Here is a 20,448-nt window from a genome sequence, read left to right as displayed (position 1 = left end):
CCTATTTGTGTTATATGTACCCAAATACACATATAATTATCCTACCCGTATATTTGGGTTATATCATTCTATATACTCCGTTTTTCGTTATCGTCTTCCCTCTCAACAGAGGGGCTAAATATGGAATATATATGCAACGTATCCGAAAAATATAAGCAAAAATCTATTTTTGATTTTTCCGGTCCTGGACTCTTCGAGGCCCGAACGGATACCATGAACACCCCGAGCCCTGAACAGGATCTTATTTTTAATCTATGGATGTCAGGGGAACAGGCACAAAACAAGATTAACCCGGTGGAAGCCCCGGCAGCTTATCAGGTGATAGACTCGCTAAATTGGAATCTATACCATGCATGGCAAGGAACCCGGGCAGCGGGGGCGCAGGCATGAACGAAGCCGTAACAATCCCTCCGGCAGTAATTAGAAAAAACGAATTCTTGAAAAGGTTTAACAGTGTGCCTTATGACCGGGAAGTTGACACCGAGGACATAAACGCGGACCTTGCAGAACTCGCATTAATGAACCCGGCTTTTTTTGATATGTTTAATAAGGGCCCTGAAAATTGGACATTTGCGGACATATCAGAAGTAATCAAGATATTAGCGGGGACTTATCCGAAATGGTCAATAAACCGGATCCTTGAAACTTATTGTTATGGCGGTAAAGCATGGGGGGAACTGGAAGAACCCACAAAACTTTCCCTGATTGAATCCGCGATCAACACGGCAGAACAAAAGGACTGGATAGAGGCAAAAAATACAGACGGTATACCTTTAGAATTTGATGGACTTTACGAACTCCACAGGACGAAAGAAGGGGACGTAAAAAAGGTAGTTCTCTACAATGAGGAAATAGCTGACAAGATCAGGAGAGAACTTAACACCCTGGCTTTCAAGGATCAGTTATATGTCTATTCAGAAGGCGTATACGTGGAAGGGGAAGCCCTTGTTAAAGCCGAAATTGCCCGGACGGTTAAAGCTATCAAAGCAGCGAAAAAAGGCAGCAACGCAAGCGTGAGAGGCGCAGACGCGGAGATCATGTATTATATCAGGTATGACGCCCCTCACATGAAATATCCTTTCAATCTGCACCCTGATATGATACCCGTTAACAATGGGATCATAAGGCTGAACTTTGAAACGGGACTGCCTGAGCTTATCCCTTTCAGCCCGAAATGGCTATTTAATTACAAGATTCCTACGGACTTTAACCCGAATGCAAGCAGCAAACCTATAGATAACGTCCTTCGGTCATACGTGGATGAAGTTGACTTAAAGGTACTTTATCAAATACCTGCACAGGCATTATTACAGGTAATGGGACGCGGGCCTTACAAGAAATGCTATTTATTGCAGGGCAGGAAGGACGCGGGGAAGTCTTCATACCTTGAATTGCTTTATAGAACCTTCGGGATTGAAAATAAAAGCGATGTCCCATTAAATGAGCTGGCAACCGGGGAACACAAGTTTAAGCTGGCGCGTTTAGTGGGAAAACTCCATAATATTCATGACGAACTCCCTAACTTTCCATTGAAGGAAACCGGGACTTTAAAAAGGCTGTTAGGTGCTTATTCTCATGACGTGGAGGTTAAAGGACGGCAGCCTTTCTCAGCGTTCATAACGGCGGTGCTTGTGTTCGCATGTAATACCCCTCCGAAGATCACGAACAACGATGTGAAGCGGGACGAGGCTTTCTGGGATAAGTGGGAATATGTGCTATTTCCTAACAGCTTTGAAAAGCGGGATAGATTCTATGAGGAAACATTTACCCCGGAGAACTTAAGCGGGTTTTTACATAACGTCATTGCTGCAGCCCTCCGGATAGGCAGAGAGGGAAAACTTTTGAAGGAGACCGACGGCCCAGATGTTAAGGATAAGTGGGCTAAATGTTCGGAACCTGTATATCAGTTTATTTCTAAAAACATGGAAAGAAGCCGGTATCCTACATATTTCTTGAAAGGGGATATGTTGGATATACTCATCAAATGGGGGAATGATGAAAACTTAGAGGATGATATACCACAATCAAAGGAAGCCCTTTCGAAGATCCTTAAAATATGTGGCGTGACAGAGGCAAAGCTTACCGGGAAGGACTCGGGGATCCAAAGCCCTGTTTATGTCTTCCCTTACAAATGGAAGGAGGACAGCAAATACAAGGCAGATATCAAAGAGTTCGAACTCAAGAGGGAACAAGCCAAATTTAATTAATTATCTTTTTTTTTTTCGTTTTTTTATGTCTATTTATTGGAGAGTTCTAGCTATCTTCAACAATTCATTTTGCGCGGATAGATAAACGCTTTCGGGAAGTACTCTTTATACTACTATCCGTACTATCCGGGTATATTTTACATTCTTGTACACAAAAAAAAATAAAAAAAAAAGATTAGGGGGGAGGAGTTGGAAAAACGCCGGATAGTGCGGATAGCAGTTTACACAGTTACAAACCATCTATAAGGTATCTCAGAAAATATACATTTTTGTACAAAAATATATAAGGTTATGAGTAGTATATAGTACTAGGCAATTTTGCATCTAAGCAGCAAACACTTTTAGGGGATAACGTGAAAAGCAACAACGGAAGCCACGAAAGAGAACAAAACCAAATAACCCGAGATTTACTTCTAAGCTACAACAACGAAATAATAAACGAAATAAGAAGCAGACTTAAAGGAAGCAGATTCACGGCTACACAGTCGGACGCAATCAAAATTAGGTATATGCAAACTCTTATTATGGGGCTCCGATGTGCAAACGAAATCCTAAAGGACGTTGAACTGAGCGAAATAAAAGAAGACCTCGAGGAACTCCGGGAAACCCTGGAACAGACAGGACCAGGCGCACACCGGGCAGCCTTCCCTATCCCGGGGGCTAACTAATGCCTTCGATATCACAGCTCCGAAAAGAAATAAACGAAATCCGAAGACTCGCAACCCTGCAGAACTCCGGGGACATATCCCAAACTATTGTATACAACCCTGCTTACGGGACTCCTGACCTATCAGGGATCACAGGGACCGGAACCATAATTTGCATACCTGATAATGGCAGGGATTACCTGGCGGACTTGTGGCAGGGACCTTATAGCCCTGAACCCTCCGGACCCCTCGGGGGGGCTATGGTCCTTAACTTAATACATGAAGATTGCGGGGAAAATTAATGGCTTTCCTGGAAGAACTCGAGGCGGACCTGGCAGACCTGACCAGGACAATAGAAAAGTATACCACACGATCACAGGAAGCCGGGGAACCCTCCGGAGCTGAGGACCTTAACCTGTTTCTTGAAGATCCGGACCTTGATAACCTGCTTGATATGCCGGACCTGGGGGAACTCCTGGCAGGCATCGAAGAGGATTATAAAAATCTGTTTTTGGGGGAAACATGGCTACCCTTGCTTCCATAAAAAAAGAATTACAAGCGATCAAGGCAGCAGCAGGAACCCGGGCGCGTGAATCACAGCCGCGGGAATGGGAAATAAAAGGCCTTGCGCAGTACAGGAACGCATTATTTCATCAGGACATTTTAAACAGGATACGCAAAGAACCCGTGGACCTTCCCTTCAATCCTGTGGACTACGGGCGGGACCTGGCATACTTTGAATATTGGAATGAAAATGTTTACCATTTTCCATATACGGCAGCAGATGAAGCGAAGATAAATAAAGAACTTACTGAAAGATTACTGAACCTAATTAACGCGGATGCAGCCCCTACAGTCACAGGCTGAAAAACCATAAGAAACGCACCGGAAGGAAAAACCCCTTAACTTCCTTGAGATGTGTTTTTATTTCTTTCAATATATGAAAGTCGTGGGTTAAGTCATTTATTGCACATCATATAGGAATATGCAAGTTCTCACCGATTAACCCTCTATGAAACGCAAAAAAAGGTAAAGAAAATCATAGCAATAACATAAAAAGATAACAAGAGGCTGAATTTAACCGATGACGAAAACGGGAAAAATGGCGATTTTACAAAGTACCAAAACGTAATAAATTGTAATATTAAAGATTCAAAAAGTATGAAACTAGCTACGGAATAAATGGAAATTTACAAGAAAGCAAGAGTTGGACCCGATAAAGCCCTTTCCGAAGCCTTCCCGGCCGGGATCACTCCAGATGACTACTCGGATGCCATGACCCTGGCTAGCTTCCATGGGCAGCAATTTTTTTCTCCTTTTTTGAGACTTTTTATTATTTTCTGGGTTTTTGATTGATTGCAGTCAATGAATGTGGAAAACAAACATACATTTTGACGATTCCAGAATATATTAAAAAGTCTCAAAGGTCTTTAATATTAAGTTTGTAAAAATATATCCACATTTGTTTCATCTGTAGATGAATAATAATATCCTTGGCCCAATAAGGTTTCATCCAGTGATAATGCACCAACTACCACGTTGGGGTTTGTTATTCCCGATTCTGTCGCAATTGATTTGGATATTATTATGATGCCCACTATATCATCATAAAGATCTGTTTCAGCTGGAATATTGTCAACGTAATAGTCAACCATCAAGCTTTTTGTTTTTGGAACAAAAATGACTCTTGCATCCTTCACTTCATAGTGAGTTTTTAAGATTTCGACTAGTTCTTCCTTTTTTTCTTCAGGAAACTTTATTGTTACTTCATCTGGTTCTTCATTTGATTCTTCATCGGTGCACCCACTTATAAACAAAAATGAAGTTAGAATACATAAAATTACAAGGAAAGAATAAATATATTTTATTTTCATTTAATCACCAACTTTTCCACAAAATTTAATATATAATTTATGATTAGTAAAGTTCTGACTGTGGACATACTATAAAATATTTGATTTATTAAATTTTTGGTCTTGTCCGTGAGCCATTGATCATGGTTGAAAAAAAGGGTATTATGCTTCGGAAATAGTAATAAGTCAAAAAATGGTTTGAGAATGGAAGAAAATGATCAAGGATTTTAAACAAAAAGTAAAAGTACGTTACTCTTGTTTCATATGAATACAAAAAAATTCACCGGGTCCTTGTGGAAATGAAGAATCTATCCGAAAAGCTCAAACCAATAAAAAATTTAGTTTCAAAAATTATCCCCCTACTTCTGTTCATCTCATTTCTAGCTATTTTTATTCTCATCTTATGGAAAGTCCCCCAATTGCAGGTTTCAAATCTAAGTGGCTCCCTGGATGACCCCACAAAAGCCGCCGAGCTGGAAGATAAATTCAGGTCAACTCTTGCTCAGTTATTAGGCGGAGTAGTTCTAATGCTTGGGCTTTATTTAACTCACAGGCGTGTCACAGCAACTGAAAAAACTGTAGCAATAACACAGGAGGGGCAGATCACAGAGAGATTTACGAGAGCTATTGAGCATTTAGGGAGTGCCGGTCAAGAATTAAGATTAGGTGGAATCTATGCTCTTGAACGAATAGCAAATGAGTCGGAGAAGGACCATTGGCCCATCATGGAGATTTTGACCGCCTTTATTCGAAAAAATTCCCTGAATAATAATATCAATGGGGATGAAAAAACGGAAGGTGAAAAATTATCAATTGATACTCAAGCAGCACTCGATGTTTTAAGAAGAAGAAACAGAGAACATGAGAAGAAAGAATTTCGGTTATTTGATTTGAGTGATACTTATTTAGCGGGGGCTAATCTTGGAGGGGCTCACCTTGAAGGGGCTCACCTTTTAGGGGCTGACCTTGGATGTGCTGACCTTAAAGAGGCTAACCTTAGAAAGGCTAACCTTGAAGGGGCTCACCTTTTAGGGGCTGACCTTGGATGGGCTGACCTTAAAGAGGCTAACCTTAGAAAGGCTAACCTTGAAGGGGCTAACCTTAGAGAGGCTAACCTTTTAGGGGCTAACCTTAGAGAGGCTAGCCTTGGATGTGCTGATCTTGTAAGGGCTGACCTTAAGGAGGCTAACCTTTTAGGGGCTAACCTTTTAGGGGCTAACCTTGGATGGGCTGACCTTAAAGAGGCTAACCTTGTAGGGGCTAACCTTAAAGAGGCTAACCTTAAAGAGGCTAACCTTGTAGGAGCTAACCTTTTTGGGGCTAACCTTGTAGAGGCTAACCTTGTAGGGGCTAACCTTGAAGGGGCTAACCTTAGAGAGGCTAACCTTTTAGGGGCTAACCTTAAGGAGGCTAGCCTTGGATGGGCTGATCTTGTAAGGGCTGACCTTGGAGGGGCATTAAATAATACCTCACTCGAACAACTTTCGAAAGTGAAAACCCTTTATGAAGCTAAATTAGATGAAAATTTTTTGAAATCTCTAAAGGAATCAAATCCTTCTCTGTTTGAAAAGCCTTCTAAATAAATGGACATAATGACTAAAACTCTCAAAAAAACAGATGGGTGGAATGAGAGTCGAACCCTTGAACCCCTACGGGAATGGGGATGCTTTAAAGATTAGCATTAGCAAAAAAAGAATTCGTTTAGGACTATTAAAAGTTTTTAAGTGGACCGGTCGGGAATTGAACCCGAGGCCTCTACCATGCCAAGGTAGCGATCTTCCCCTGATCTACCGGCCCATGTATTTATTATGCCACGAGCATTTCCTTTAAATCACAGTATCGTATATAAAACTGTCGGCAATAGGGCTGGGGTGTGGGTAAATTATTTTATGAACTGACCCGGGGCCGGAAATCGGGGCAAAAGTTATATATAGTAATCCGCGTATTAGAAGTGTTGTCGGATTGGGATGCTTTCCCAAATAAAGCCTTTCAATTGCGATAATTCAAAAAAAGCCTTTCACATTGGGCCCGTAGCTTAGCTTGGTGGAGCGCACGGCTGATAACCGTGAGGTCCTGCGTTCGAATCGCAGCGGGCCCACCACAATCTTATCTCTTTTCAGGAGAAACTCTAGGCTTTTTTAATACAGTGGCAGATTAAGCCTTTCACATTGGGCCCGTAGCTTAGCTTGGTGGAGCGCACGGCTGATAACCGTGAGGTCCTGCGTTCGAATCGCAGCGGGCCCACTATAAATTTTTCAAAGCTTTTCTTGTCTGTTTTGTAGTTTTCTTGTGTCTGTTTTCCTGATGGAATTTGCCTTTCAGGTCCGGCTTTCTCTAAAATCCTGTTAAACCTTTTGCCGATGGCCTTATTAAGAAGAGAAAATATCTAGCCAATAGTTTACCTGGCAGTAAACTCTTGTCTTCGGAAAAAAAGAAAATTTAAAGATAAGATAATCAAGGCACGGTTCGGGACGGAACAGTGCCCTGAATTTTAGCGCTTCGCTGTTAGCCTGAAAGTATTCAGGCAATATTCTTGAGGCGTTCGATGTTTTGAAGCACGTGTCTGCTTTCTGCTATGATCTCCTGTTCGATCTTGCCTACAATGCGGTCCATGGGAACCGTAAGCTTGTACAGCTTGATAGGCCTGCCCTTACCCTTTGACTTCTTTTCTTCCCGGATGTGAATCCAGTCGTTCTCGCGAAGGTAACGCATTGCGACGCTGACTTCCGGCTGTCTCAGGCCCGAAACTACCTCAATGCTCTGGGAAGAGATTTCCCTTCCTTTTGCAAGGCAGGCAAGGGTTAGGGCAACGGGCCTGCTTACATTTATTTTTCTAAACAGTTCGATCATTTCATATTCGGTGGATCCCATATATATGGGATTTTTCTCTAAAGCTGCATCTATATTTCTACCGCTTTCATCTACCATTAAATCACCCAAAGGATGATTATATTGTGAATTAATATAAATATTTACGTATTTATTCTTTTTAATAATTATCGATGTATCTTTATATTTTTCAATGTTAACGGTGTTCACATTCAGGATTCGTAGCCGATTGATTCTGTTTTTTAAAATTCAAGTCTGGTTGACGATTCTCTTCTCAAATCTATGAATAAATATACAAGCCCCATAAATCCCTCTTTTTTTGAAGAAAGTCCCTATTCCCTTCTACAGGAAATGGCTCGAATTTATGGGTGGGTTGTGTAGGATAGGGCGTTTGGAAAGGACAGCAGAGAGAAATAAAGAAATTTCTTAATAAATGTTCTGGAATATTATTGTGATTTTTGATGTGAACTTCAAGTGTTAAGTCTGCTTTTCAGGTGTGAAATATGAACTTCAGGTGTAGAATCTGCTTTCCAGGTGATGGCTACAGTATAATATGGGTTCCAAATGGATTCCAAATAACTCAAAATGGATTCCAAATAACTCAAAATGGATTCCAAACAACTCAAAATGGATTCCAAATAACTCAAAATGGATTCCAAATAACTCAAAATGGATTCCAAATAACTCAAAATGGATTCCACCTAAATTCAGGTGAGCTACACATGAACTTCAAATGAGGAAAGTGTGGAAAGGCGGATTTTGACTCTCGGGCTAAAAGTCCCTTTATCTGCTGCCTGGGGCTGGGAGGAATAGTTAACTAAAGTGGCAGCTAAAAGAGGTTTCTAAGGTTTCCCCCTGGTTTCCTGGTTTCCAGGTTTCGGGCTTTTGCTTTAAATAGGGGGAAGTCCCTTTGAATTTTGAATGTGTGAAACCGAAAAAGAGGTCTGAATGGACTCTTTTCCGATGTAACCAGGCGTCGTTCCTGCTTTGTGGAGACTCGGAACCGCTCATCAGCAGCGTCTTCAGGAGATGTTTTTGAGGCGTTCGATATTCTGAAGCACAACTTTGCTTTCGGCAAGGACGTTTTCTTCTATCCGGTTGATGATCTTTTCCATAGGCACGGTGAGCCTGTACAGTTTGATCGGGCGCCCTTTGCCCTGGTTCTTCTTTTCTTCTCTCATTTGGACCCAGTCGTTTTCACGGAGGTAGCGCATTGCAATGCTAACTTCCGGCTGCCTCAGGCCTGAAACCATTTCGATGTTCTGGGAAGAAATCTCTTCCCCCTTCGAGAGGCATGCGAGGGTGAGGGCTACCGGCCTGTTAATATTGAGCCTCCTGAGTAAATCCACCATTTCGTATTCAACTTCTCCCATTTTGAAATCGATGTCTCCTGGTATAAAATCATTCTCTGCCACGTCTATCATCTACCTTTCAACGCCGGACGCGTGCTTCCGGTACTTATCGTCAATCAGATATAGAAATAATATGCTACTTCATTTAGCAATAATATACGGTCTCATTTATAATATATTTTTACCTTTATATAGGATGGATTCGGAAACATCCCGCAGGATCTGGATATATCGGCTGATTTTAATAAAATACTCTCTCTCCATATATATAATTATATGTCCATAAAATACTTTTGGACCGTGAGCCCTCTGAATCCTGCCCTAAAAATCCCGATTATAATCCGAAACCCTGAAAAACAGGCTGTTAAATGGAGTTTTTTCATTAGTTTTTATCCTGAAGATTCCCGGTATTTCTCTGTCCACAGTGTGTAAAAAACAGGTTTGTTGGGGGCTGTGTGACACTTTTCATGCCGTTTCCGTAGAAATATGTCCTTGTATTGATACTGTGGCTCTAAAAATGTCCTGTTTAGGTAATTTTTGAGGCATGTTTTGGCAATACTTAAATACGTAATCCGGGCAGACTCTAACTTGATGACTGTCCCCCCGGAGAAAACCGCCGTATTCATCTGTCACTGCAGCGGAAATATTTCCGAACATGTTGACATCAAAGCCGTAAAAGCAGCTCTTAAAGCCGAAGGAATTTCTGTTTTTGATTATGAGTACCTCTGTTCGAGCCCTGGTCAGGACCTGATAAAAAGCAAGATTGAGGAAAAAGGCCTGGAGAAAGTTGTGATCGGCTCATGCACTCCTTCCAAACACGGACTCCTCTTTAATAAATGCGTCAAGGAAGCGGGCCTGAACAGGGCAATGCTCGAAATCGCAAACCTCAGGGAACAGTGTGCCTGGGTCCATCCTGATACAGCCGAAGCCACGGAAAAAGCAATCACCCTCCTCCGGGGGAAGCTGAAGCGTCTGGACCGTGGAGAGCCCCTGCAGGATATCAAGGTGGATATCTCCCCCCAGGCCCTGGTCATTGGTGGGGGTATAGCAGGGATAACCGCAGCCCTGAACCTTGCAGATAACGGGATCCCCACTTACCTCGTTGAAAAAGATTCGAGCATAGGCGGGCAGATGGCAAAGATCGGGAAGATTTTTTCCCCGGATAAGCTCGCGGAAGAGTGTGCCATGTGTTCGCTCAGTCCCCTGATGAACGAGGTTGCAGCTCATCCTAAAATTACCCTTTTGACCCGGACCGAAGTCGAAGCTGTCCGTGGAAGTGCCGGTAAATTCAAGGTAACGCTCCGGACCCGGCCCGGATACGTCCGGGATACTTGCACAGCCTGCGGGCGCTGCAGCCGCGTGTGCCCCGTTCTTGTGGAAAACGAGTTCAACTGCGGACATAAGGATAAAAAAGCAATTTCCATGCGCTTTTCCCAGTCCGTCCCAAAAACCTATTCTATCGACCCTGACCACTGCCTGCAGCTCAACGGGGTTCCCTGCGGGAAATGTGCCGAAGCCTGCAGGACAGAAGCAATCGATTTCGGGCAGCAGGAGGAAGTCCTTGAACTCAATTTCGGGGCAATTATTGCTGCAACAGGCTTCAAAGAATATGACGCTTCCCAAAAACCCCAGTACGGCTACGGGATCTTTGAAAACGTGCTGACCCAGATGGAACTTGCCCGGATGCTCGGGATCAACGGGCCCACAAAAGGAAAACTTTTGAGGCTTTCAGATGCCGCTGATGGCGGTAATTTGGATCTCGGCGATTTGGATGCCGGAAATTTGGATGCCGGAAATTCTAATCCTGATTCCTCTAATGCTTCTACTAATGATCCCTCTAATTCTCCCACCAATGCTCCTACTAATGATCCCTCTAATTCTCCCACCAATGCTCCTACTAATGATCCTGCCCTTAATTCCTCTGAAAGCTCCTCCCTAAAAGAAAAGCTGTCCGATCCCCCGGTCCCCGGGAGAATCGTCATGATCCAGTGTGTGGGTTCAAGGGATGAAAAAGCAGGGGGCATTCCCTACTGCTCCAGGTACTGCTGCATGGCTGCCCTGAAGCACGCAAGCCTGATAAGGAAAAAATATCCGGATACCGAAATCACGATCTGCTACATCGACATGCGGGCTTTTGGTTTTTACGAAAACTATTACAGGGCAGTCCAGGACATGGGTGTCTCCTTTGTGCGGGGGCGGCCTGCCGAAGTTATCCGAAAGTCGGACAAAAGCCTTATTGTGCGGGTAGAAGATACCCTGAACCGGAAAATTCTCGAACTCCCTGCCGACCTTGTGGTGCTTTCCGCCGCAATGCTGCCTTCTCCCGGCACCCGGGAAATTGCCGGGGTACTGAATGTGAGCCAGGACGAGACCGGCTTTATCAAGGAGAGGCATTCCAAGCTAAAACCCGTTGACAGCTCGGTGGACGGGATTTTTGTTTGCGGGACTGCCCAGGGGCCAAAGGACATCACGGACACCATCGCTCAGGCAGGGCTTGCTGCAGCGCGGGCCAGGGCGTTTATTGCGGACAGCCCGAAGGTCCTGGAGCATGAACTTGTAAGCATAAACCAGCTGACCTGCACCCGCTGCGGGGACTGCCTGAGCTGCCCCTTTGATGCTCTTTCTTTTTCCGAAAGCGGTCGGGTGGTTGTGGACCCCCTGGTCTGTACCGGCTGTGGGTACTGCACCGAGATCTGCGAAAGAGGGGCTGTCCAGGTTGCCGGTTTTACGAAAAGCCAGTTGAAAGCAGAAATAGAAGGGGTGCTTGAAGCCGGAGACCTGCTGGGCTTTGTAAACAGTGGGATTTCTTCCCTTACCTGCGACAACATAGGAAACAGCGTGCTCAGTTACCCCTCAAACGTCAAACTCGTTAAGGTGCCCACATGTCTGGTGGTTGATAAGGAACTCATCCGGCATGCCCTCAGGCACGGGGCAGCTTCCGTCCTTTTTGTGGAGGACCCCCCCGACAACCCCAGGGCCGAAATAATATTCCCCCTTGCGCTCAGGCACTTTGAAAAGCTAAAAGAGGAACTCGGAGCTGACGGTTGCCGGCTCCATTTCAAGAAAGCCTATGTTCCGAACACAAAAGGGCTTGCAGGCACTTTCACAAGCCTTGCCCGGGAAGGGGAGATGAACGGAGAGATGGTCAGATGAGGAGAGATGATCAGATGATGCTTATACATGTGAACGAATACGATACCCCGGAATGCGAAACCCTTGCAGAGACTGCTAAAAGAAGCATCCGAACCCCTGATTCTCTGGGCCTGGATCGCTGCATCCAGTGCGGGGCCTGTACGGCTTCCTGCCCTGCCGCCCGCTTCACGGACTACAGCCCCCGCCAGCTCGTAAAGAGGGTACTTGAAAACGACCGGAGCGTGCTGGAAGATGAAAGTATCTGGTCCTGTTTTTACTGCTACTCCTGCAACCTGCGCTGCCCCCGGAACAACAGCCCCGTGACAATCGTCCAGGTGCTCCGCCAGATGGCAATTAACGAAGGAATCGGACTTGAGAAGCTTGCCTACTTTGTCGATGCTGGGGAATATTTTGCAGAAAACGGAGCAAGCAGGATCCCCGGCCCCGGAGTCCGGAATATGGAGAAAGATCTCGGAGGGCGCTGGATAAGTTTTAAACGGGACCTTGACTCGATCCGGGCCGAACTAGGGCTAAAGCCCAGAGATATCAGGGACACGGGAAGCGAGGTACGGGCTATCCTTGAAGGCACAGGCTTTTTTGAAAGGGAAAAATGGATCCGGTCCGGTGGCAACGGGAATGTGTCGGGCTTTTCCCACCCTGCCAGTCCTGAAACCGTTAACCGTGAAACCGTCAACCATGAAGCCACCAGTCATGAAACTCCCCAGTGCGGAGTTTAAGAAAAACGAGTGTATAAGCGGAGATCTTAGTTTTGAAACCTATAGAGAATGTCCCGGACCGGAAGCTCTTATTGTTTAAGAGCTGCATGGTAAGCCAGGAGTATCCGGGGATCGAAAGTGCCACAGGCTATGCCTTTGATAGGCTTGGTGTGGACTATTTTGTTAATGAAGAGCAGTCCTGTTGCACCGGGATCGGGCATTATACGGACCTTTTCGAAGGGCTTACAACCGCCGCTATAGCCGCCCGGAACTTTGCCGTTGCCAGGAGATGCGGCTACCCGAACATCACATGTCTTTGCTCCACCTGTTATGCCGTAAACAAGGAAGCCTGCGAACTTCTCAATACCAATACTGAGGTCCGGGAAAAGGTCAATTCCATCTTCAGGGAACAAGGCCTGGATGACCTTGTCTACGAAAAAGGCGACATGGACCCCCGAAGTAGCTTCTACCATGCAGTTGAAGTCCTGCTGAGCAAAGTCGACCTTATCCGGGAGAAAAAACAGCTCGACTTTTCCGGGGTCAAAGCGGCAGCCCATCACGCCTGCCATTATTACAAAGTCAAGTACCAGGACGTGGTCGGAAACCCCGAAAACCCTCAGCTAATAGATGACATAGCAGAAGCCTGCGGAGCCGATATGGTCCGCTGGTACGAGGACCGCACGCTTACCTGCGGCATGGGCTTTTCCCAGCTTCACCTGAACAGGAATACCTCTCTCCAGGTCACAAAGGCAAAACTCGACAGCCTGAAAAACGCAGGTGTTGAACTCATGCTCCACATGTGCCCGAACTGCCAGATCCAGTACGACCGCTACCAGCCCGTAATCGAAAAAGAGTTCGGGGTCGAATACGATACAGTCCACATGAACATCGGCCAGTTCGTGGCCCTTGCGCTTGGAGCCGACCCGTATAAAGTCTGCGGCTTCCAGACCCATTCCGTGCCATTGGAAGGTTTTCTGGAGAGGATCGGAGCCCTGTAATAGGACTTTCGATTTTTAAGCCTGGAGTTCTGCTCCTTTTTTATTTTCCAGTTTTCCATTCCTTGTTCGGGTGCCATTTTCCATTCCTTTTTTTTCCTTAAGGGTGGCTGCTTGTGCAATGGTACGTATCCGGGATTTGATCTGCAAGAAAAAATACATTTTTTCCGCAACTTCCTTTTTTGACCTTATTCCAGCGTGAAAATCCATTAATTATTTATATTTCGGTACTGTGAGTTCAGAAATCTGAATTTGTGATTCAGCAAACCTTTATCAAACCTTAAATTTCACTCTCTTTCATTTCCATTCACTTTCAAACTCTCATTCACTATCATTTCATCATCGGAAAGGAGACTTACTTTTGGGAACTATCAGCGAGAAGATCTTTTCCCGGGCAACGGGAACCGAGGCAAAGGCAAACGATTTTGTGCTGGCAAACGTGGACTACGCAATGGCGCACGACGGCACCTCCATCCTGGCGGTAAAGGCTTTTAAGGAAATGGAGGTGGAAAAGGTCTGGGATCCTGAAAGGATCGTAATTCCCTTTGACCACATTGCCCCTGCGAACAATGAAACGGCTGCCGGGCTCCAGCACGAGATCCGGGACTGGGTTAAGGAGCAGCAGATCCCTAACTTCTATGAAGTGGGAGAGGGCATCTGCCACCAGGTACTGCCTGAAAACGGGTTTGCCCTGCCGGGAAAGCTGGTTGTTGGAGCAGATTCCCATTCCTGCACCTATGGGGCTTTCGGGGCTTTTGCAACCGGGGTCGGGGCAACGGACATGGCCGAGATCTTTGCCGCAGGCAAGCTCTGGTTCAAAGTGCCGGAAAGCATCAGGATGACCGTGGAAGGGGAACTTGGAAAAGGCGTCTATGCAAAGGACCTAACCCTCTACCTGATAGGAAAAACCGGGATAGCAGGCGCGACCTATAAGGCCTTGGAGTTTTACGGGCCTGCCATCAGCGGGCTTTCCGTTTCGGGCAGGATGACGCTGTGCAACATGGCAATCGAAATGGGGGCAAAAACAGGAATCGTACCCCCAGACGGAAAGACCTTCGAGTTCCTTAAAAACCGGGAAGCTGAACCCTTTGATCCGGTCTATGCCGACCCTGATGCCAGCTATGTTAAAGAAGTTACATATGATGCAGGGGACATCGAACCCCAGGTTGCCTGCCCCCACCAGGTGGACAATGTAAAGCCTGTCGGGGAACTGGAAGGCACCCATGTGGACCAGGTCTTCATCGGGACCTGCACCAACGGAAGGCTCGAAGATCTGGAAGTTGCAGCCGGGATCCTGAAAGGAAAGAAAGTTGCTGTCAGGACCATCGTGATTCCCGCATCCCGCTCGACTCTCCTTGCGGCAATTGAAAACGGGACCATGCAGACCCTCCTGAAAGCCGGGGTAACCATCTCGACTCCCGGCTGCGGGCCCTGTCTGGGAGCCCACCAGGGCGTGCTTGGGGAAGGGGAAGTCTGTGTCTCCACCGCCAACCGGAATTTCAGGGGCAGGATGGGCAAAGGCGGCTTTATCTACCTTGCTTCTCCTGCGACAGCCGCGGCTTCGGCCCTTTCCGGGGAAATCACGGACCCGAGGACAGTTTAAATATTTTCTCCCCAATATTTTCTCCCCTTTTCTTTCCCTTTATTTTTCCCCACTTTTTCCTTACCTTTTCGTTTTTAACTTCTCTATCTCCTTTTTTAGTCTCATTTTGCTCTTTATGGTAACACTGTAAAAACCCGGTACACATCCAGTGAGAATTTATACAATGAAATGCATATAAAAAGTGGAGGGAATATCTAATGTCTGAAGAATTAGATAAAGACAAGCTTTCACACTTGATTTCACACTGGATCGAACACAATGAGAGCCACAACAAGAGCTTCGTGGAATGGGCACAGAAAGCCAAGAAAGACGGCTTCCTTGATGCCTCCGAAGAAATCCTTGAAGCCGCTAAGAAAGTCGAGGAGGCGAATGAGCACCTGGCCAAGGCAAAAGAAGGGCTTTTCCATCTTGATTAAATTTTGATCTGGAAATACACTTTTTATCCTTAAATGCTGATTGTTAAGCACCGGGAAAGGAGCCTTAAGTGTCTCTATTCCCATCCCCTTTTTTTAATTTTGTTTCTTTACTACAGTTTCTTTACTTCATGAACCTGCTATGAACAGTTTCTCTCTCACGTCTCTTAAACCACTGATGAGTTCCTCTGTGCTTGTATCCTCTATAAATTTCAAGATGCTCTGTTCTTCTTCCTCATTGAGGGAATCATCATTAAGAAGCTCTTCTAGCAGGTCGGCTCCGAAAAAGTCTGCTGACGTTTTTCCATCTTTTCCTTTTTCATCCTTTGTTGTTTTTTCGGAATCATCTTCATTTTCAGGGGAAATCTGGCTTGAGAAGAGAGCAGAGAATTTATCTGTTTTCCCTGAGGGAGTTTTCTTATCTCTTGCTTCTGTTTCCACTCCCGTTTCTGTTTTTGCTTCCGTTTCCACTCCTGATCTTTCTCCGGGGTTTGCTTCTGTTTTTCCTCCGGTTTTCAATCCTGCTTCCAGCTCTGCTTCTATAATTGTTTCTGCCATAAGTTCCGCTGCTTCCTCTACTTCGGAATCGATCACTTTTTTCGCATCTTCAGTTCCTTCCTGAAGGAAAATTTCTTCTTTTTTCCTTTCCTTTTTCTTCCGGATTTCAGGTTTCTTTCCATCTTTCTCCGGGATTTTTTTCCCGCTCCCCTGATCCTGTTTTCCCCCTATTCTCCTTAAGATTCCTGTTTTTCCCAGGATTCCTGTTTTTTCCCCTGCTTTCCCTGCCCTTTGTTTCCTCCCTTTTTTCTCCATTTCCATTTGCTTCTCTACCCTTTTCCTGGTTTCTTCCTGGGCAGCAAGCACTTTATCTATGCGGGTTTCGATCTCCCTTTTCTTTTTCATCAGGCTTTTGATCTCAGCCCTGATTTCTTCCCTGTTTTTCATCAGTTTCTCTATATCGCTTTCATCTCCGTATTTCAGCCTGAATATGAGGTCTCTGAACACTTTCATTCATTGCCTCCTTACATCTCAAATGAGAACATTGTTGATACTATGGGAGGGATCAGGGTCATTGAAATTCCTGAAATCCCTGACATGAGCCCCCCATAGAAAAATAATTTGTAATTTCCTCCCCCTTCCACGATTTTCACGACTATTGCGTTTGAGATCGTGAGGGTAAGCACAACTGCAAGCGTGAAACTGTCAAGAAAGGGCACTTTGTCCGTCACATTGAACATGCTAATCCCCATTTCGGAAATCCCGCTCATATCCCCGTGCATCGAGATGTGTGCCTCGTTCATGGTTGATACAAGCTCGCTGAATTTACGGATAATTTCCATGACAAAGATCAGGAGTCCAACCATCACCCCATGCAGGACTATTGCAAGTCCACGAAAGCCCGAACTGACCATTTTTCGCTTCATCCGGAGCAGGACTATTGCGAGGCTTGAGGAAGAAACGATGCTTCCGATTTCCGCAGGATCTCCCCCGAGTTCGACGGCGTCGGTAAAGATCTTCGAGGACCTGTTGATCAGTTCGGAACCCGTTTCCCCTACGAACTTTTCCCAGCAGAGGCTTGTTTTGATCCCCATGGAAAGGCCCAGGTGTAGCGTTTCAACTCCTCTTCCCAGGCAACCCACATTTCCCCTGTCCAGGTTTTCCATTGCACTGCTGATGGTGATCCCCGCGGTTCCGGCAAGGGTTCCCAGGGTCTTTACAAAGGCAGGGAAACTGCTGTCCCTCTCGTCTATTTTCCGGTCATCGATCATTGCAAGGATGCCGATAGGAAGTGTGAAGAGGGGCACGGCCAGAAGGATCAGTTCTACCTTTGTCCCGTGGATGAAAAGGAAGCTTATGGAAAGCGTTCCCAGGGGGAGGAGGACCCGGGTTAAGAGCTCTATCTGTTTCTGTTCCCTTGATCTGTGCTGGAGCTTATGGATCTTCTTTTCGGCGGGGGTTGCTTTGTATATTATGTAAAGCGCCAGGCATGAGGTAAAAATCGTTAAAAGGACTGTCATTGAGGCGAGAGTCTCTATGTTTCCTATATCGTAGATCATCACGGATATGAGAATTATGGTCACCACGAGGGTCATTGATACCATAAGGGCGGTGTATCCGTCGGTCCATTTCCTCAGGGACTCCACACTTCGTTCGTATTCATTCGAATATATTTCTTCCCGTGTGATTTTTTCGTGTTTCAGGAAATTTTTTTCCGGCTCCCCTGATGAGAGAATGTTTGCCATTCTGCCGAAAAATTTCGCCAGGTAAGCATCCTGCATTTTTTGCGAGATATACTTGCAGGCCTTTGCGTATTCATACCCCCATTTCGAAGCAAGGGTATGGACCTGTTTGAAATATACCGAGGCTTCATATTCCTTCTGGGCTCCGGCGTTATCGAAGATCCTGTTCCTTTCGATGTCTGCCGTGGAAATCGCCGCCATGTACGTGAGCAGGAAAAGCATATCGTCGCTTATCCTTTCAACTACCTTCAAGCCAGCCAGCTTTTTTCTTATTTCCTCAATGCCTAACCTTTTTCCTGCCTCTGAATTGCCGAGCTTTTTCCCTATGGATGCATAGCTAAACTTTTTTCCTGCCTCTGAATTGCCGAACTTTTCCCCTATCCCCATATTGCCGATCCTTCTAACTATATTCATTATGTAACCCCCGCCTCCTCAACCCGGATCAGCATGTCAAACAGGTCATAGAAATTGATGATTTTTGCCTGATGAATTTTTTTGAGGATTTTTGCTCTTTTGTCAAGTTCTGCATAAATTCTCCTTGCCTGGTTTTCAGGGATCCCCATGCGTGGGGCGATCTTTTGCTCCAGCAGGTAGGAATTGTTCTTCCCCGTAAATTTGAATGTGTCAGTGGCAGGGTCCCATTTGAAAATGTCCATGAAATTAAAAGCCTGGTTTATGGAGTCATAGCCCACTATTTCGTTTACGGTGAGCACCCTTCTGCCGAGCCCTTTTCCGGGCACGTTTACCGCGCTCTGGATGAGAACCACGTTCAGGTTATCCACATAATTTTTAGGGACGCTGATAGGATCCCCGGTTAGCCTCTGGATCAGCTTTTCAACGGAGGCGGCGTGGAATGTGGACATTACCGGGTGCCCTGTCTGCATGGCCTGGAAGGCAATGTTTCCTTCAACGCCGCGGATTTCCCCGATAATGATCTCGTTCGGGCGCTGGCGCAGGGCTGCTTTCAGAAGGTCGAACATCGAAACCTCGGAGTTGCTTTCTTCCCGTGAGGTCCTCGTAACTTCCCGGGTCCAGTTCTTATGTGGCACCTGCAGTTCCGGGGTATCTTCGATGGAAACGATCTTGGAATTGGGAGGGAGAAAGGTGGTCACTGCGTTCATCATGGTGGTTTTTCCCGAAGCCGTTTCCCCGGAAACAAAGCAGTTCATCCCTGCCCTGAGCATCATCCACATGTAAGCAGCCATTGTGTAGTCGAGGGTCCCGAATTCGATCAGCTCGAGGATTGAGATTGGGGTTCCCATGAACTTTCTGATTGTGAAGTTGCTGCCCCGCTTTGAGACATCTTCCCCGAAGACGATGTTGATCCTGGACCCGTCGGGAAGTGCAGTATCAACAATGGGGTCCCGGTAGGTAATGGGTTTACCCACCTTTTCGGACATCTGTATGACAAAAGAGTTGAGTTCCTCCATCTCCTGAAACGAGTTTGTCGTCTTCAGGGCAGAAAAAACCTTGTGTTCTACAAAGATCCTGCCAAGTCCGCTGCAGCTGATATCTTCTATGTTCGTATCCGCAAGCAAGGGCTCCAGCACCCCCATCCCTACCTTGTCCCTTATCATGAGATATTTGACGGCTCTGAATTCTTCGGGTGTTACCTGGACTTGCTGCTTATTTTTATTATTGAAAACCCGGCCAACATTCCTGAAACATTTGTTTAAGAGCCCCTTTGCGTTTTCATCCTTTTCCCCTGATTTTTCCCCATCGCCCTGTTCTGCTTCTTCTCCATTGCTTTTTTTCGTTTCTCCTGATTTTTTTCCCTTTCCCCTTTTTGCTTCCCCTGCTTTTCCCTCTGGATTTCCCTCTGGATTTCCCTCTGGATTTCCCTCTGGATTTCTCTCTAACGTTTCATTTACAATGCAGACCTTTTCAAGCACTTCTTTTAGCAGTCTCTTTCTCTCTTCAGGGTCTTTCGTATTTACTTCCAGGTCCTGGACAACGTCTACAAGCACTCTTTCCACATCTGTCAGGAGGCTGTCAACGTTCTGGAAAATAGAGGGCTCGATAGGAATGTAATAGTTTCTCATGTCTTCATTATCCGGATAAATATGGACAGCAAGCCCTCCTCCTATGGGGTAGATCAGGTTGGGGAACCTCTTGTTTTTCAAAGCCCTTGATATATGGGGATAGAATTCCGGAATGCCGATTTCTTCAAGTGGAACCCTGCACAGGTAGTCAAGGATGTGGCGGTTTTCTTCCCTGTCCACGAATTCCTTAAATTCGGGAGAAAGCCTGGCATACACTTGCTTTCGGGAACGTCCGCCGTTATCCGGGCCAGGCAGCGGGTCAAAAGGCAGAGCTTCCATTTTCAAATCCTCATCCGGTTTTTCGTTCTTCTGTCGCCGAAATCTTTCTACCGCTTCTTCCGGATCCTTCACTTTTCTCCAGTATATTTAAGTCCCGGTTTTCAGGTTTCACTGCTTTATTTTTTTCAGTTTCAGCTGTT

19 protein-coding genes and 3 tRNA genes are annotated in these 20,448 nt (G+C 45.8%); 15 read left to right on the top strand and 7 right to left on the bottom strand.

What is annotated here, in order from left to right; translation table 11 throughout:
• Positions 1–518: 518 nt before the first annotated feature.
• From MSMTP_RS12490 to MSMTP_RS19375, 6 genes are all read left to right on the top strand, one after another.
• Positions 519–2,207, top strand: coding sequence for a DUF5906 domain-containing protein (locus MSMTP_RS12490; RefSeq protein WP_156153830.1), 1,689 nt, complete (start codon positions 519–521; stop codon positions 2,205–2,207).
• 524 nt (positions 2,208–2,731) lie between these two features.
• Positions 2,732–2,875 carry a hypothetical protein gene (locus tag MSMTP_RS19380; RefSeq protein ID WP_156153829.1) on the top strand — a complete coding sequence of 48 codons (144 nt, stop codon included), beginning with the start codon at positions 2,732–2,734 and terminating at the stop codon, positions 2,873–2,875.
• Positions 2,875–3,156 carry a hypothetical protein gene (locus tag MSMTP_RS12480; RefSeq protein ID WP_048179920.1) on the top strand — a complete coding sequence of 94 codons (282 nt, stop codon included), beginning with the start codon at positions 2,875–2,877 and terminating at the stop codon, positions 3,154–3,156. Before MSMTP_RS19380 ends, MSMTP_RS12480 begins: the two co-directional genes overlap by 1 nt.
• Positions 3,156–3,398 carry a hypothetical protein gene (locus tag MSMTP_RS12475; RefSeq protein WP_048179917.1) on the top strand — a complete coding sequence of 81 codons (243 nt, stop codon included), beginning with the start codon at positions 3,156–3,158 and terminating at the stop codon, positions 3,396–3,398. The genes MSMTP_RS12480 and MSMTP_RS12475 overlap by 1 nt, the downstream gene beginning before the upstream one ends.
• Entirely contained in the window at positions 3,377–3,721 is a 345-nt protein-coding gene (locus tag MSMTP_RS12470) for a hypothetical protein (RefSeq protein ID WP_048179914.1), read from the top strand. Before MSMTP_RS12475 ends, MSMTP_RS12470 begins: the two co-directional genes overlap by 22 nt.
• 315 nt (positions 3,722–4,036) lie before the next feature.
• Positions 4,037–4,210, top strand: a complete 174-nt coding sequence (locus MSMTP_RS19375) for a hypothetical protein (RefSeq protein ID WP_156153828.1) — start codon at positions 4,037–4,039, stop codon at positions 4,208–4,210.
• An 80-nt stretch (positions 4,211–4,290) separates the two neighbouring features.
• Here MSMTP_RS19375 and MSMTP_RS12465 read toward each other — a convergent pair whose 3' ends face one another.
• Positions 4,291–4,728 (bottom strand): hypothetical protein, encoded by a 438-nt coding sequence (locus tag MSMTP_RS12465; RefSeq protein WP_048179912.1) that lies wholly within the window; start codon positions 4,726–4,728, stop codon positions 4,291–4,293.
• A gap of 278 nt (positions 4,729–5,006) precedes the next feature.
• Here MSMTP_RS12465 and MSMTP_RS12460 point away from each other — a divergent pair, with 278 nt between their 5' ends.
• Positions 5,007–6,290, top strand: coding sequence for a pentapeptide repeat-containing protein (locus MSMTP_RS12460; RefSeq protein ID WP_052718398.1), 1,284 nt, complete (start codon positions 5,007–5,009; stop codon positions 6,288–6,290).
• A 142-nt stretch (positions 6,291–6,432) separates the two neighbouring features.
• Here the strand turns inward: MSMTP_RS12460 and MSMTP_RS12455 are convergent.
• A tRNA-Ala gene (locus MSMTP_RS12455) sits at positions 6,433–6,504 on the bottom strand.
• 227 nt (positions 6,505–6,731) lie between these two features.
• Between MSMTP_RS12455 and MSMTP_RS12450 the strand changes: the two genes are divergently transcribed.
• Both MSMTP_RS12450 and MSMTP_RS12445 read left to right on the top strand, forming a co-directional pair.
• Positions 6,732–6,808: transfer RNA gene (locus MSMTP_RS12450), tRNA-Ile, on the top strand.
• A 69-nt stretch (positions 6,809–6,877) separates the two neighbouring features.
• Positions 6,878–6,951, top strand: a tRNA-Ile gene (locus MSMTP_RS12445).
• Between the two features lie 276 nt (positions 6,952–7,227).
• On the opposite strand, the gene MSMTP_RS12440 is transcribed toward MSMTP_RS12445, so the two are convergent.
• Positions 7,228–7,635 (bottom strand): transcriptional regulator, encoded by a 408-nt coding sequence (locus tag MSMTP_RS12440; protein WP_048179909.1) that lies wholly within the window; start codon positions 7,633–7,635, stop codon positions 7,228–7,230.
• A gap of 454 nt (positions 7,636–8,089) precedes the next feature.
• Here MSMTP_RS12440 and MSMTP_RS12435 point away from each other — a divergent pair, with 454 nt between their 5' ends.
• On the top strand, positions 8,090–8,251 hold the full coding sequence (locus tag MSMTP_RS12435; RefSeq protein WP_156153827.1) for a hypothetical protein: 162 nt from the start codon (positions 8,090–8,092) through the stop codon (positions 8,249–8,251).
• 307 nt (positions 8,252–8,558) lie between these two features.
• On the opposite strand, the gene MSMTP_RS12430 is transcribed toward MSMTP_RS12435, so the two are convergent.
• Positions 8,559–8,960: a transcriptional regulator gene (locus MSMTP_RS12430; protein WP_048179904.1), complete on the bottom strand. Its 402-nt coding sequence runs from the start codon at positions 8,958–8,960 to the stop codon at positions 8,559–8,561.
• Between the two features lie 519 nt (positions 8,961–9,479).
• Between MSMTP_RS12430 and hdrA the strand changes: the two genes are divergently transcribed.
• The 5 genes from hdrA (at position 9,480) to MSMTP_RS12400 (ending at position 15,750) form a co-directional block, all read left to right on the top strand.
• Entirely contained in the window at positions 9,480–12,041 is a 2,562-nt protein-coding gene (gene hdrA, locus MSMTP_RS20020) for a ferredoxin:CoB-CoM heterodisulfide reductase subunit HdrA (protein WP_048179902.1), read from the top strand.
• A complete protein-coding gene (hdrC, locus tag MSMTP_RS12420) occupies positions 12,038–12,757 on the top strand; it encodes a ferredoxin:CoB-CoM heterodisulfide reductase subunit HdrC (RefSeq protein ID WP_231582774.1) in 720 nt (239 codons plus the stop codon). Before hdrA ends, hdrC begins: the two co-directional genes overlap by 4 nt.
• 32 nt (positions 12,758–12,789) lie before the next feature.
• Entirely contained in the window at positions 12,790–13,734 is a 945-nt protein-coding gene (hdrB, locus tag MSMTP_RS12415) for a ferredoxin:CoB-CoM heterodisulfide reductase subunit HdrB (RefSeq protein ID WP_048179899.1), read from the top strand.
• Between the two features lie 367 nt (positions 13,735–14,101).
• Complete coding sequence (gene hacA / locus MSMTP_RS12405) at positions 14,102–15,334, top strand: homoaconitase large subunit (protein ID WP_255351049.1); 1,233 nt, start codon at positions 14,102–14,104, stop codon at positions 15,332–15,334.
• Positions 15,335–15,531: 197 nt separating this feature from the next.
• Entirely contained in the window at positions 15,532–15,750 is a 219-nt protein-coding gene (locus MSMTP_RS12400) for a hypothetical protein (RefSeq protein ID WP_231582773.1), read from the top strand.
• 126 nt (positions 15,751–15,876) lie between these two features.
• Here the strand turns inward: MSMTP_RS12400 and MSMTP_RS12395 are convergent, their stop codons facing one another.
• From MSMTP_RS12395 to MSMTP_RS12385, 3 genes are read right to left on the bottom strand one after another with little or no spacing between them, the layout of a single operon-like run.
• The gene (locus tag MSMTP_RS12395) at positions 15,877–16,758 is read right to left on the bottom strand and encodes a hypothetical protein (RefSeq protein ID WP_048179890.1); all 882 of its coding nucleotides are present in this window, start codon (positions 16,756–16,758) and stop codon (positions 15,877–15,879) included.
• A gap of 11 nt (positions 16,759–16,769) precedes the next feature.
• Positions 16,770–18,401, bottom strand: a complete 1,632-nt coding sequence (gene flaJ / locus MSMTP_RS12390) for an archaellar assembly protein FlaJ (RefSeq protein ID WP_231582772.1) — start codon at positions 18,399–18,401, stop codon at positions 16,770–16,772.
• The gene (locus MSMTP_RS12385; RefSeq protein ID WP_048183525.1) at positions 18,401–20,308 is read right to left on the bottom strand and encodes a type II/IV secretion system ATPase subunit; all 1,908 of its coding nucleotides are present in this window, start codon (positions 20,306–20,308) and stop codon (positions 18,401–18,403) included. The genes flaJ and MSMTP_RS12385 overlap by 1 nt, the downstream gene beginning before the upstream one ends.
• Positions 20,309–20,448: the final 140 nt, after the last annotated feature.

The organism is Methanosarcina sp. MTP4, assembly GCF_000970045.1.
In the GTDB taxonomy this organism is placed as follows: Archaea; Halobacteriota; Methanosarcinia; order Methanosarcinales; family Methanosarcinaceae; genus MTP4.
Note: the sequence above shows the minus strand (reverse complement) of the source record. Positions and strands in the feature narration are given on the sequence as shown.